Annotated in this window: 11 protein-coding genes; 3 read left to right on the forward strand and 8 right to left on the reverse strand. The window is 59.0% G+C overall.

Annotated elements, in window-relative coordinates:
* Positions 1–78 precede the first annotated feature (78 nt).
* Positions 79–579 carry an ATP-dependent zinc protease gene (locus A0O30_RS17560; protein WP_019096441.1) on the reverse strand — a complete coding sequence of 167 codons (501 nt, stop codon included), beginning with the start codon at positions 577–579 and terminating at the stop codon, positions 79–81.
* A gap of 182 nt (positions 580–761) precedes the next feature.
* On the opposite strand from A0O30_RS17560, the gene A0O30_RS17565 reads away from it, so the two are divergent.
* Positions 762–1,649: an acyltransferase gene (locus A0O30_RS17565; protein WP_105947332.1), complete on the forward strand. Its 888-nt coding sequence runs from the start codon at positions 762–764 to the stop codon at positions 1,647–1,649.
* A 611-nt stretch (positions 1,650–2,260) separates the two neighbouring features.
* A complete protein-coding gene (locus tag A0O30_RS17570; RefSeq protein ID WP_105947333.1) occupies positions 2,261–3,196 on the forward strand; it encodes an RHS repeat-associated core domain-containing protein in 936 nt (311 codons plus the stop codon).
* Between the two features lie 205 nt (positions 3,197–3,401).
* Here A0O30_RS17570 and A0O30_RS17575 read toward each other — a convergent pair whose 3' ends face one another.
* Complete coding sequence (locus A0O30_RS17575) at positions 3,402–3,983, reverse strand: DUF2780 domain-containing protein (protein WP_105947334.1); 582 nt, start codon at positions 3,981–3,983, stop codon at positions 3,402–3,404.
* Positions 3,984–4,144: 161 nt separating this feature from the next.
* Here A0O30_RS17575 and A0O30_RS17580 point away from each other — a divergent pair, with 161 nt between their 5' ends.
* Entirely contained in the window at positions 4,145–5,035 is an 891-nt protein-coding gene (locus tag A0O30_RS17580) for an RHS repeat-associated core domain-containing protein (RefSeq protein WP_105947335.1), read from the forward strand.
* A 48-nt stretch (positions 5,036–5,083) separates the two neighbouring features.
* On the opposite strand, the gene fdhA is transcribed toward A0O30_RS17580, so the two are convergent.
* The 6 genes from fdhA to A0O30_RS17610 all read right to left on the reverse strand — a co-directional run bounded on the left by fdhA (position 5,084) and on the right by A0O30_RS17610 (position 12,720).
* Positions 5,084–6,283 (reverse strand): formaldehyde dehydrogenase, glutathione-independent, encoded by a 1,200-nt coding sequence (fdhA, locus tag A0O30_RS17585; RefSeq protein ID WP_012270123.1) that lies wholly within the window; start codon positions 6,281–6,283, stop codon positions 5,084–5,086.
* Between the two features lie 245 nt (positions 6,284–6,528).
* On the reverse strand, positions 6,529–7,386 hold the full coding sequence (purU, locus tag A0O30_RS17590; protein ID WP_019096474.1) for a formyltetrahydrofolate deformylase: 858 nt from the start codon (positions 7,384–7,386) through the stop codon (positions 6,529–6,531).
* A 12-nt stretch (positions 7,387–7,398) separates the two neighbouring features.
* Positions 7,399–8,031, reverse strand: a complete 633-nt coding sequence (locus tag A0O30_RS17595; RefSeq protein WP_105947336.1) for a sarcosine oxidase subunit gamma — start codon at positions 8,029–8,031, stop codon at positions 7,399–7,401.
* Positions 8,032–8,108: 77 nt separating this feature from the next.
* Positions 8,109–11,123 (reverse strand): sarcosine oxidase subunit alpha, encoded by a 3,015-nt coding sequence (locus tag A0O30_RS17600; protein WP_105947337.1) that lies wholly within the window; start codon positions 11,121–11,123, stop codon positions 8,109–8,111.
* Positions 11,120–11,455, reverse strand: coding sequence for a sarcosine oxidase subunit delta (locus tag A0O30_RS17605; protein WP_012270119.1), 336 nt, complete (start codon positions 11,453–11,455; stop codon positions 11,120–11,122). The genes A0O30_RS17600 and A0O30_RS17605 overlap by 4 nt, the downstream gene beginning before the upstream one ends.
* Positions 11,456–11,469: 14 nt before the next feature.
* Complete coding sequence (locus A0O30_RS17610) at positions 11,470–12,720, reverse strand: sarcosine oxidase subunit beta family protein (protein WP_003255680.1); 1,251 nt, start codon at positions 12,718–12,720, stop codon at positions 11,470–11,472.
* Positions 12,721–12,732: the final 12 nt, after the last annotated feature.

The following is a 12,732-nucleotide window of genomic DNA, read 5'->3' on the forward strand; positions in this document are numbered from 1 at the left end:
CTTCAAGTAAAAGCGGATCAGGTGAACTTACACTGATCTGTTCTCACTTGCAGCTTGCAGCTAAGGGCTTGCAGCTGCTTAGCAGTCAGGCTTGCCAGCAGTAAACTTCTTGGCGGGGTTCACGGCAGCCTTGAACTCGCGCAGGGCCTTGGAACCCACCAGCAGCGGGTAGTTGAAGCTGCTGCGGTCCACCAGGTTCACCTCCACGGTGCGCTTCACGTCACCCAGGCACAGCTCCAGGTCCACCACCGGGCGCTTGGAGATTTCCGGCGCATCGCCTTCTTCCTCTTCATCGGCGCGGCCCTTGATCTTGCTGATGCGCGATACCTTGTGCTCGTACACCTTGCCGTCCGAGTCTTTCGTGGCCAGGCGGAAGCGCACCCATTCCTCGCCATCACGGGTGAACAGTTCGATGTCCTTGGCCGACAGCGAAGCGGTGAAGGCACCGGTGTCCATCTTGGCTTTAAGGGTTTCGCCCAGTTCGGGCAGGGTGATGTTCTCGTAACGGCCATAGATCGTAGGCTCGGCGGCCATTACCGGCAGTGCCAACAACGACAACAGGGCAAGCAGAGGTTTCACAGGCAGGCTTCCTTGAGAGGGGTCAGTGCTTAGACTGCACGGGCAGGATAGGTTCGCTGTCACAAGGTTAACCAACATGTTGTGAAACATTTGTCCCTGCCGTCGGGCATTGGACATTTGGCGTAGGCCACGGCGCTGCTTATCATTGCCAACCGTTTATCTCCCACAACAAGAGTCTCTTTATGCGTCGCCTGCTGACCGGCATTCTCACTACCACCCTGCTGCTGCTCAATACCGTGGTGTTGATCTGCCCGCTGCTGGTCTTCGCCCTGCTCAAACTGGTGTTGCCGGGCCGTGGCCGCGACTATGCGTCGTGGGCGGTGATGTGGGTGGCCGAAACTTGGTCGGAAATCGACAAGGCGATCTTCGCCTTGTGCATCCCTACCCAATGGGACATTCGCGGCGTCGAGAACCTGCGCAAAGACACCTCGTACCTGGCCGTGAGCAACCACCAGACCTGGGTCGACATCCCCGCGCTGATCGAAAGCCTCAACCGCCGCACACCGTTCTTCAAGTTCTTCCTGAAGAAGGAATTGATCTGGGTACCACTGCTGGGCCTGGCCTGGTGGGGGCTGGATTACCCGTTCATGAAGCGCTACAGCAAGGCCTTCCTTGAGAAGCACCCGGAACTCAAGGGCAAGGACCTGGAGATCACCAAGGCCGCCTGCGAGCTGTTCAAGCGCCAGCCGGTGACCGTGGTCAACTACCTCGAAGGCACGCGGTTCACCGAGGCCAAGCGCCAGGAACAGCAGTCGCCGTATCGCTACCTGCTCAAGCCCAAGGCTGGGGGCGTGGCGTTTGTGCTGGCAGCGTTGGGTGAACAGCTGGATGCCTTGCTGGACGTGACCATCGTGTACCCCGGCAACAAGGCGCCGGGGTTCTGGGATTTGCTCAATGGCAGCATTAGTCGGGTGATTATCGACATTCAGGTGCGGGAGCTCGACCCGGCGTTGTGGGCGGGGGATTACGAGAATGATCCCGAGTTCCGCCAGACGGTGCAGGCCTGGGTGAATCAGCTTTGGGTGGAGAAGGACCAGCGGATAGAGCTGCTGCGGCAGGAAATGAGCTGACCTGTACTGGCCCCCACTGCAAAAGCCCGATTAAAACCCAGGCTAATAATCAGCATAAGGATTACTTTTTTGTCATCCCCCACCTAAGTGGATAAAAATCGATCAAAGCACAACTACAAAAATACCTTGGATCGATCGATGGCCAACCCACCCAGCTCCACTCCAACCCAGCTCCGCCGTGTCCTCGGCCTCCCAGCCCTGGTGTCCTTCGGCTAGGCCTTGCGTACCTGGCAGTGCTGACCGCCGGCTTCCGCCGCCCGGTGCGCCTGGTAGATTTCACCGAAGCCGCCTGACCTGCTGGGTCGATGCAAGTCCGCTTTTTCGGGAACGGCCTTGCATCGCGCATGATGCTGTACAGCGCCCCTATGACTGTGCTTTGCAAACCGTTGTAAAAGTCAGCTCGTTCACCATACGAACCTAGCAGTTCTAACAGTTGCATGCACGTGCTCAGCGGTAGGACACTGACACCTAAAAACGGGGTCCTTATAAAGAATCTCTCCAACGACGGTAGTAATACATACATCAGACGCGGTTTATATAGTTCAAGATCACTTGGGCACTCAAGTCATCGAAGGTGAGCATGCATCTGATTCTTAATAAAGGTCAAACCGATGAGAATGAAGGCCTGCGCCACCCAACTCTTCTATCAGAAAAACAAGCTCATCACTGTAAAGTCTGGCGCTCTGAACCGAGCAGTTTTTCGTGTCGGCAACCACGCCTTAGCTGAATATGGCGTTGGCAGCACGCAAACTACTAACCTTTTAGCGACAGATGAAGCAAGGTCTGTACTGCAGGTCAAAAACGCAATAAGCACAGAGCAACATGCCTATTCCGCCTATGGGCATACGCCCGATCTGCCCTCGGACATGACGCAGCTGGGTTTCACTGGCGAGTATTTTGATAAAACTGCTAAGAGCTATTTACTGGGACTAGGCTACCGAACGTACTCGACAAAAATAATGCGCTTTCTTTCGCCGGATAGTATGAGCCCTTTCAATGCAGGTGGATTGAACGCGTACGGGTATTGTATAGGTGACCCGGTAAACTTGACAGACCCTACCGGGCACATGCCTGCACCTCAAGCAAAGGGACCATGGCATTACCAAAAAAAACTACTCAGGATAGACCAGAAAATCAGAAAAAATTTAAAACACGGAAAAGAACTTGAGGCAATATATGAACGAGGAAAATCCATAGAGCGTAAGCATCTTGAACAGCATGGAAAGTCCCCCGTAAGCGCAACACTTTCCAGAATGGAAAACCATGCGGACAAGCTTGACAACGCTCTTGATACGCTTATTAAAAAGCGCGAACGCGCAGTGGAATTATTTAATAATGCTAAGTTAGCCTATGCACCCAGCGCTCCTCGGTTGAGTATAATATCCATTGAACCCAGCGCACCTTCGTACAATGAGGTATTCAACATAGCTCCCGATGGCATCCCATTTTTTAAATACCCTATATTGCCCACAAGCAAACAATACCGCACGTTTCTGCCCAGTGTCCCTCTCCCTTCCCAAAGCATTGTTGATGTGCGCAGACGGTAAAAGCCAAGCCTTTATGTCTAAGCAACTCTTATGTGGTTACGGTATAGAACCAAAGGACAAATTCCCAGGACTGACTGGACGCGATATGGAGGAGCTTAAGGGCCGCAAAGCGGCCCCTGAGTTCAGCACCGCCACCAAAATTGCCAGGCCTGTTACGCAGCCCTTTCACGGCACAAGGCCGCTCCTGCATCGATCGGCAAAACCTTCAGACCGAAGGCAGAGTCAACGGCGCCGGAGTAGTCCACAAACTCCCCAGATTCTCCAGCAACGACCCAGCAATCCCCTGCTGCCCCAGGTACTGCAGAATCAACGGCGCAAACTGCCCGATCATCCCGGTATCCATGCCCAGTGCCTTGAACGCAGTCTCCAGATCGCTGCGGTTTTCCACGTTGTTGCCCAGCGCATTGCTCAATGCCAACTGGCTCTCACTGTTCTTGCCCAGCAGCTCACCCAAACCACTCAACCCACCCAGCGCATTGACCCCTGAAAGCATGTCCAGCCCCGGCACCGCCTTGGTCAGCTGCCCATAGTCCTCGCTGCTCAGGTTATTGCGCGCCAGCCCCAACATCGCCCCCGCCCCGCCCACGGCCTGCTCTGGAGTGATCTTCAGTTCGCTGCCCAAGGTATTGAGCAAATTGGCCTGCGCCTCGGGCGCCTGCACCTGGGCTTGCTGGCTCTGATTCTGGTTTTGCATGGCCGACACGGCGTTGGCGGCATCGCTGAGGTTGAATGCGAACACCGGGCTTGCGGCCAGGGTCATCAGGGTTGCCAGGGTGAATGCTTTCATTGGGCGGGACCTCGTGGGCCGGGATGGCTGGGAAAACGATGAATTCGACTCATAATCTGGAGGTTGGTTCCTACCGTTCGCGAACTGATAAATTTGCTAGTTGTTGCTACCCATGAAGACATGCAGAGTTGACTATCACAAATCCTCAGAGACAGCAAAAAATGACGAACGATCAGACCAGACTTTTTTATCAAAATGCCAATATTTCTGCACAGGTATCTGAGCATGATAATCGTCGAATTTTGTGGGCGCAAGAAACACCTATGGCTGAGCTTGAGCCTATACAAGCTTTCAGGTTTCTAGCAAGTGACCAAAACAAGTCTGTGCTGGGCATTCCTGCCGGCTCGAAAGCATATACACCTTATGGGTACTTGAAACAGTCAAAAAGTACAGAGCTTCTTGCCTTTAACGGACAACGCCTCGACACTGCTACAGAAGCGTATATGCTGGGCAATGGATATAGACTATACAACCCCGTTCTTCAGCGTTTCCTGAGTCCTGACAACCTCAGCCCCTTCGGCAGGGGCTGGCTTAACTCCTATGCCTATTGTGAGTGCGATCCTATAAACAACATAGACCCGACAGGACACTTCAAGTTCCCATCAATCGGCAAAGGATTTAAAAACCTCTTTGGCAGGAAAGCCAACAAGATAAATAGAATTGATAACTACAATAAAAATATTAATTATCAAAACTCCAAAATGAATCAGTTCCCAGATCGACCCAACAAGGATACAGCGGGAAATATACTTAAAAAAAACCACAAAGAAAACTTAAAGTACTACGAAAAAGCAGAAATCCCAACATCAAATCAGAGACTTTCAGAAAAAGACCGAGCATATGCCAAAAAACATAACATTGACATTGCAGTTGAAGTAGAATACGAAGACAGCCAGTTTGCAGAGACTTTAAATTTAAGCCTCCAACAATCTATCAAACACGTGCCTTATAGACACAAAACCACTCAGCCTCAAAACCCGATCAACACCCAGAAAACAATGTGGGATGTGCGTAAAGATAAAGGCAGATGGGCATTTAATCCTGACGTCTGAAAAATAAAGAACCCCTCGATCCGAGGGGTTCTTATTAACGGGCGCTGATTACGCCGCCCCCCACATTTTATGCGGGTCAATCACAAACTTCTTCGGCACACCTGCATCAAACTCGCCATACCCTTCCGGCGCCTGATCCAGGTTGATCACCTGCACGCCCACCACTTCGGCAATGTTGATCCGGTCCCACATGATCGCCTGCATCAGCTGGCGGTTGTACTTCATGGTCGGGGTCTGGCCGGTGTGGAAGCTGTGCGACTTCGCCCAGCCCAGGCCAAAGCGAATGCTCAGCGCGCCGATCTTAGCGGCGGCATCCACCGCGCCCGGGTCTTCGGTCACATACAGGCCGGGAATACCGATACTGCCGGCAACGCGGGTAACCTGCATCAGCGAGTTCAGCACGGTGGCCGGGGCTTCGTGCTTGGCACCTTCGTGGCCATGGCCACGGGCCTCGAAGCCTACGGCATCGACAGCGCAGTCCACTTCAGGCTCGCCGAGGATATCGACGATCTGCTCGTGCAACGGGGTGTCCTTGGACAGGTCGACCACTTCGAAGCCCTGGGACTTGGCGTGGGCCAAGCGGGCCGGGTTCAGGTCACCGACGATGACGCAGGCAGCGCCCAGCAGGCGGGCCGAGGCAGCGGCAGCCAGGCCGACCGGGCCAGCACCCGCGACGTAAACGGTGCTGCCTGGGCCTACGCCGGCAGTTACAGCGCCGTGATAGCCGGTAGGCAGGATGTCGGACAGGCAGGTCAGGTCACGGATCTTCTCCATGGCCTTGTCGCGCTCGGGCAGTTTCAGCAGGTTGAAGTCGGCGTATGGCACCAGCACGTATTCCGCCTGGCCACCGGTCCAGTCGCCCATGTCGACATAGCCGTAGGCACCGCCGGCGCGGGCCGGGTTGACGGTAAGGCATACGCCGGTGTGCATCTCTTTGCAGGAGCGGCAGCGGCCGCAGGCGACGTTGAACGGTACCGACACCAGGTCGCCGATCTGCATGCGCTCGACGTCGCTGCCCTTCTCGACGATTTCACCGGTGATTTCGTGGCCCAGGACCAGGCCGACCTGGGCAGTGGTGCGGCCGCGGACCATGTGCTGGTCGGAGCCGCAGATGTTGGTGGAGACCACCTTCAGGATCACGCCGTGCTCGATCTTCTTGCCGCGCGGGTCCTGCATTTTCGGGTAGTCGATCTTCTGCACCTCGACCTTGCCGGCGCCGAGATATACCACTCCACGATTGCCAGACATGCTCTTACCTCGCTTGATTTGTATTTATGCAGCGGTGGTTGAACGCGCCGCCATCCATGGGCGGCATGTGTTTCTGGAATGCAGGGAATTGTGGGCCGGATACGGCGGGATGCACTGACTGGGAGCGACAGGGAGATGCCTTTTAGCGGCAGGGGTGTCGTTGGAGGGTATGGAGGAAAGTAACAGAGGTGGCAGCCTGTACCGGCCTCTTCGCGGGCACGCCCGCGAAGAGGCCGGTACAGACGCTAGAGAACGACCGTCCGGTTAGCGTTAAGGAACACCCGCCGCTCGATGTGATAACCCACTGCCCGCGCCAGGGTCAGGCACTCGATATCGCGCCCTTTGGCAATCAGGTCTTCGGGGTAATGGCTGTGGTCCACCACTTCAACGCCCTGGGCAATGATTGGCCCTTCGTCCAGGTCGTTGTTGATGTAATGCGCAGTCGCGCCGACCATCTTCACGCCCTTGTTGTAAGCCTGGTGATAAGGCTTGGCACCCTTGAACCCCGGCAACAACGAGTGGTGAATGTTGATCGCCCAACCATCCAGGCGCCGGCACAGCTCGGGCGACAGCACCTGCATGTAACGGGCAAGGATGACCAGCTCGGCGCCGGTTTCCTCGATCACTTGCAGCACCTTGCGCTCTTGCCCAGGCTTGTCCTTGGGGTCGAGCGCGAAGTGGTAGTAAGGAATCTTGTGCCACTGGGCCAGCGGTTCCAGGTCGGGATGGTTGGACACCACCGCAACCACGTCCATACCCAACTGGCCGATGCGCTGGCGGTACAGCAAATCGTTCAGGCAGTGATCGGCCTTGGACACCATGATCACCACCTTGGGGCGGTGATTCGGCGCGGTCAGCTCAAACGTCATGCCGAACGCTTCGCTGCGCTCGGCAAGGCCGGCCCGGAAGCCCGCCTCGTCGAAATCGTCCGGCTGGCGGAACTCCACGCGAATGAAGAAACGCCCCGACTGCCGGTCATCGAAGGAGTGGTGCTCCGTCACGTAGCAGCGCTGCTCGAAGAGGTAACGCGTCACCACGTCGACGGTGCCGAGCATGCTCGGGCAGTCGGCGGTGAGAATCCAGGTATCCGGTGCCCGACTCATGTTCTGCGCTCCTTAGGCTTCGATGCTCAGGCCGTACTCGGCCGAAGCGTCCTGCAGCCACAGCCACCAGTAGTCGGAGAAGCTGCGGCGGATCACCAGTTCCCAGGTGTCTTCGGCGGTGCGGCGGATCACCAGTTGCGACTTGGCGAATACGGTGCCCACAGCCTTGCCCACCGGGAAGTTGTTCGGGTGAACATCATAGCTGGTGGACTTCATCAGCACTTCACGCACATTCGGGCCGCGCAGTTCCAGCAGGCTTTGCCCGCCGCTCACGTTCACCACCTGGATGTGCTGGCCTTCAAGGGCTGCACGCAGCTTTTGCTCGACCGCCAGTTCCTGGCCACCGGGTACGATCAGCAGCCATTCATCCGGGCCGACCCATTGCAGCGACATGTCGTTTTTGGCGACCACGGTCAGGGCCACCGGCAGTTCCAGGCCCAAGGCCTTGTGCACGCCTGCGGCGAATTCCGGGTTGTGGCCATCGCCGCGAAGGGTGAGGTGACCAAGGAACTTGCGTTCACGCAGGGTCACGCCTGCGTTCTTGCGGCCTTTGCCAACCAGGCTGGCCAGGTCGGCGTGGTGCAGTGGCGACTGGGCCTTGGCCTCGGCGCCGGGGTTTTGCTGGAAGACGTTGATAGCGCTCATTTCTTACCTGCCTTGAATTCTTGTTCGTCAGGGCAGCGCAGCACCGGGTTTTGGGCTGCGCCGCTATCCGGGGGCCTTTAGACGTTCTGCCGCTCACCCTTCGGATCGAAGAACACCGAAGACACGATCTCCGCCTCGATCACGCTGCCATCCGCCTGCGGCGAGAACACCCGCTCGCCCATGCGCTTGAGGCCGCCTTTGACCACGCCCATGGCGAACGAATAGCCCAGGGAGTTGGACGCGTAGCTGGAGGTCACGTGGCCAACCATGTCCATCGGGATCGGCTGTTTCGGGTCGAACACCAGCTGGGCACCTTCCGGCAGCCACTTGGTCGGGTCGACCGGCTTCAGGCCTACCAGTTGCTTGCGGTTCTCGCGCACGCAGTCTTCACGGTTCATGCCACGCAGGCCGATCCACGAGAACGGCTTGTTGCGGCCCACGCACCAGCTCATGTTCAGGTCGTCCGGGTTCATCGAACCGTCGGTGTCCTGGCCAACGATGATGAAGCCCTTCTCGGCACGCAGTACGTGCATGGTCTCGGTGCCGTACGGGGTCAGGTTGTACTTCTTGCCGGCCTCGATGATCTGTTCCAGCACGCCCATGGCGTAGTTGGCCTGCACGTTCACTTCGTACGACAGCTCACCGGTGAACGAGATTCGGAACACACGGGCTGGCACGCCGCCCACGTTGCCTTCCTTCCAGGTCATGAACGGGAAGGCTTCCTTGTCCATGTCGATGTCGGTCAGCTCGCTCAGCAGCTTGCGGCTGTTGGGGCCGGACAGGGTCATGGTGGCCCAGTGGTCGGTGACCGAGGTGAAGTACACCTTCAGCTCTGGCCATTCGGTCTGGTGGTACAGCTCCATCCACTGCAGCACGCGGGCGGCACCGCCGGTGGTGGTGGTCATGATGAAGTGGTTGTCGCCAACGCAGGCGGTTACGCCGTCGTCGAAGACCATGCCGTCTTCCTTGCACATCAGGCCGTAGCGGGCCTTGCCCACGTCGAGCTTGGTCCAGGCGTTGGTGTAGATGCGGTTGAGGAATTCGCGCGCGTCCGGGCCCTGGATGTCGATCTTGCCCAGGGTGGAGGCGTCCAGCAGGCCCACGCTGTCGCGCACGGCCTTGCATTCACGGGCCACGGCGGCATGGATGTCTTCACCGGCTTTCGGGAAGTACCACGGGCGCTTCCACTGGCCGACGTCTTCGAACTCGGCGCCGTTCTTCACGTGCCAGGCATGCAGGGCGGTGAAGCGCACCGGCTCGAACAGGTGACCACAGTGACGGCCCGCTACGGCGCCGAAGGTGACCGGCGTGTAGTTGGGGCGGAACATGGTGGTGCCCATTTCCGGGATGGTGATGCCGATCGAACGGGCGGCGATGGCCAAGCCGTTGATGTTGCCCAGTTTGCCCTGGTCGGTACCGAAGCCCAGTGCGGTGTAGCGTTTGACGTGCTCGACCGACTCGAAGCCTTCGCGGGTGGCCAGCTCGATACCGGCAGCGGTCACGTCATTCTGCTGGTCGACGAACTGCTTTGGCCCCTTGGTGCCTTTGTCGTGTGGCACCAGGAACAGCGCCACAGTGGCCTCTTCCTTGCGTGCAACGGTTTTTGGCAGGGTGCCGACAGTGGCTTTGAAGCCTGCTTCGGTGGCTGCGCGCACGCCGCCTTCGAAACCATCGGCAATCACGTCGCCAAGGGCGTAGACGCCATTGATACCACCCACGCATTCGCGTTTTTGCGGCGCATCGCCCGGCACGAAGCCGAGGATATCGTCACGCCATACCGGGCGACCGCCCAGGTGCGAAGCCAGGTGAACGATCGGGCTGTAGCCACCGGAGCTTGCGATCAGGTCGCACTCGAGGGTTTCGCCTGGGCTGGTGACTTTGTGCGCCTGCACATCGATGGCGGCCACGCGGGCGCCGGTAACGTGCTTGCTGCCTTTGGCCTCGACCACGGCGCTGGAGGTAAGGATGCGAATGCCCTTGGCACGCGCTTCTTCAACCAGCGAACCACGTGGGTTGTGGCGGGCGTCGGCGATGGCGACCACTTGCAGGCCAGCGTCGTGCCAGTCCAGCGCGGCGCGGTAGGCGTGGTCGTTGTTGGTCGACAGCACCAGCTTGCGGCCTGGGGCCACGCCGTAACGGCGTACGTAGGTGGAAACAGCACCGGCCAGCATGTTGCCCGGCACGTCGTTGTTGCCGTACACCAGCGGGCGCTCGTGGGCGCCGGCAGCCAGTACCACGCGCTTGGCGCGTACACGGTGCACACGGTGGCGAACCTGGCCGATCGGGGCGCGGTCGCCGAGGTGGTCGGTGAGGCGCTCGTGAATGGTCAGGAAGTTATGGTCGTGGTAGCCGTTGACCGTGGCGCGTGGCAGCAGGGTCACTTCCGGCAGGCCTTCCAGCTCTTTGACCACGGCGTTGACCCAGTCGGCGGCAGGCTTGCCGTCGAGGGTTTCGCGGGTGTCGAGCAGGCTGCCGCCAAACTCTTCCTGCTCGTCGGCCAGGATCACACGGGCACCGCTGCGCGCAGCCGCCAGTGCAGCGGCCAGGCCAGCAGGGCCGGCACCGACGATCAGCACGTCGCAGTGCTGGTTCATGTAGTCGTAGCTGTCCGGGTCGTTCTGCAGCGGTGCACGGCCCAGGCCGGCAGCCTTACGGATGTACTTTTCGTACGTCATCCAGAACGATTTCGGGTACATGAAGGTTTTGTAGTAGAAGCCCGGCGGCATCATGCTGCCGCCCACCTTGCCAAGGATGCCCATGACGTCGTTGTTGACGTTCGGCCAGCCGTTGGTGCTGGTGGCGACAAGGCCTGCGTACAGCGCCTGCTGGGTGGCACGCACGTTGGGGATCTGGGTGGCTTCGCTGGAGCCGATCTGCAGGATGGCGTTCGGCTCTTCGGTACCCGAGGCGATGATGCCGCGTGGGCGCGAATACTTGAAGCTGCGGCCAACGATGTCGACGCCGTTGGCCAGCAACGCGGCGGCCAGGCTGTCACCGGCATAACCCTGGTAGGTCTTGCCGTTGAAGCTGAAGTTCAGGACCTTGCTGCGGTCGATACGGCCGCCGCTGGCGAGGCGATAGGTCTGGCTCATACTTTTTCCCCTTGGCCTTTGACGGTCGACGGTGCGTTTGCAGCTTTACCGTTGGCGGTCACTTGCGGCTTCTCGCCAATCTTGTAGGTTTCCAGAATCTCGTAGGTCACGGTGTCGCGGGTGACGTTGAAGTACTGGCGGCAGCCGGCAACGTGGTCCCACAGTTCATGGTGAATCCCGCGTGGGTTGTCACGGTAGAACATGTAGGTGCCCCACTCCTCGTCGGAGCAGGCGTTAGGGTCCAGCGGGCGGGCGATGTGCGCCTGGCCAGAGGCGTGGAACTCTTCTTCGGAGCGCAGCTCGCCGCAGTGGGGACAGAAAATATGCAACATGACGGTGTCTCCGGTTAGTGGGCGACGGCGGCGGCGCCGTGTTCGTCGATCAGTGCGCCGTTGTAGAAACGGTCCATGGAGAACGGCGCGGCCAGTGGGTGCATTTCGCCCTTGGCCAGGCTCGCGGCGAAGACGTTGCCCGAACCCGGGGTTGCCTTGAAGCCGCCAGTGCCCCAACCGCAGTTGAAGAACATGTTCTTGACCGGGGTCTTGGTGATGATCGGGCAAGCGTCCGGCGAGGTATCCACGATGCCGCCCCACTGGCGGTTCATGCGAACACGCGACAGGTTGGGGAACATTTCGACGATGGCCTGCAGGGTGTGCTCGATCACCGGGTACGAACCGCGCTGGCCGTAGCCGACCCAGCCGTCGATACCGGCACCGATCACCAGGTCGCCCTTGTCGGACTGGCTGATGTAGCCGTGTACGGCGTTGGACATGATCACGCTGTCGATGATCGGCTTGATCGGCTCGGACACCAGCGCTTGCAGCGGGTGCGATTCCAGCGGCAGGCGGAAGCCGGCCAGCTTGGCCATGTGCCCGGAGTTACCGGCGGTGACTACGCCGACGCGCTTGGCGCCGATGAAGCCTTTGTTGGTTTCCACACCGATGACCGCGCCGTTTTCCTTGCGGAAGCCGATCACTTCGGTTTGCTGGATCAGGTCAACGCCCAGGGCGTCGGCCGCACGGGCGAAGCCCCAGGCCACGGCGTCGTGACGGGCCACGCCACCACGGCGCTGTACGGTGGCGCCCAGGATCGGGTAGCGGGTGTTCTTGGAGCAGTCCAGGTACGGGATTTCTGCGGCAACCTGGGCGGTGTTCAGCAGCTCGCCATCCACGCCGTTCAGGCGGTTGGCGCTGACACGGCGCTCGGAGTCACGCATGTCCTGCAGGGTGTGGCACAGGTTGTACACACCACGCTGGGAGAACATGACGTTGTAGTTCAGGTCCTGGGACAGGCCTTCCCACAGCTTCATGGCGTGCTCGTACAGGTGCGCCGACTCGTCCCACAGGTAGTTGGAACGCACGATGGTGGTGTTACGGGCGGTGTTGCCGCCGCCCAGGTAGCCCTTCTCGATCACGGCGACGTTGGTGATGCCGTGCTCTTTGGCCAGGTAATAGGCCGTGGCCAGGCCATGGCCGCCACCGCCGACGATAACCACGTCGTACACCTTTTTAGGGGTGGGCGTGCGCCACATGCGCTGCCAGTTTTCGTGGTGGCTGAGGGAGTGTTTGAAAAGGCCGAAGCCCGAGTAGCGTTGCATGGTCGTTTACTC

It is taken from the genome of Pseudomonas sp. LLC-1, assembly GCF_002992185.1.
Lineage (GTDB): Bacteria > Pseudomonadota > Gammaproteobacteria > Pseudomonadales > Pseudomonadaceae > Aquipseudomonas > Aquipseudomonas monteilii.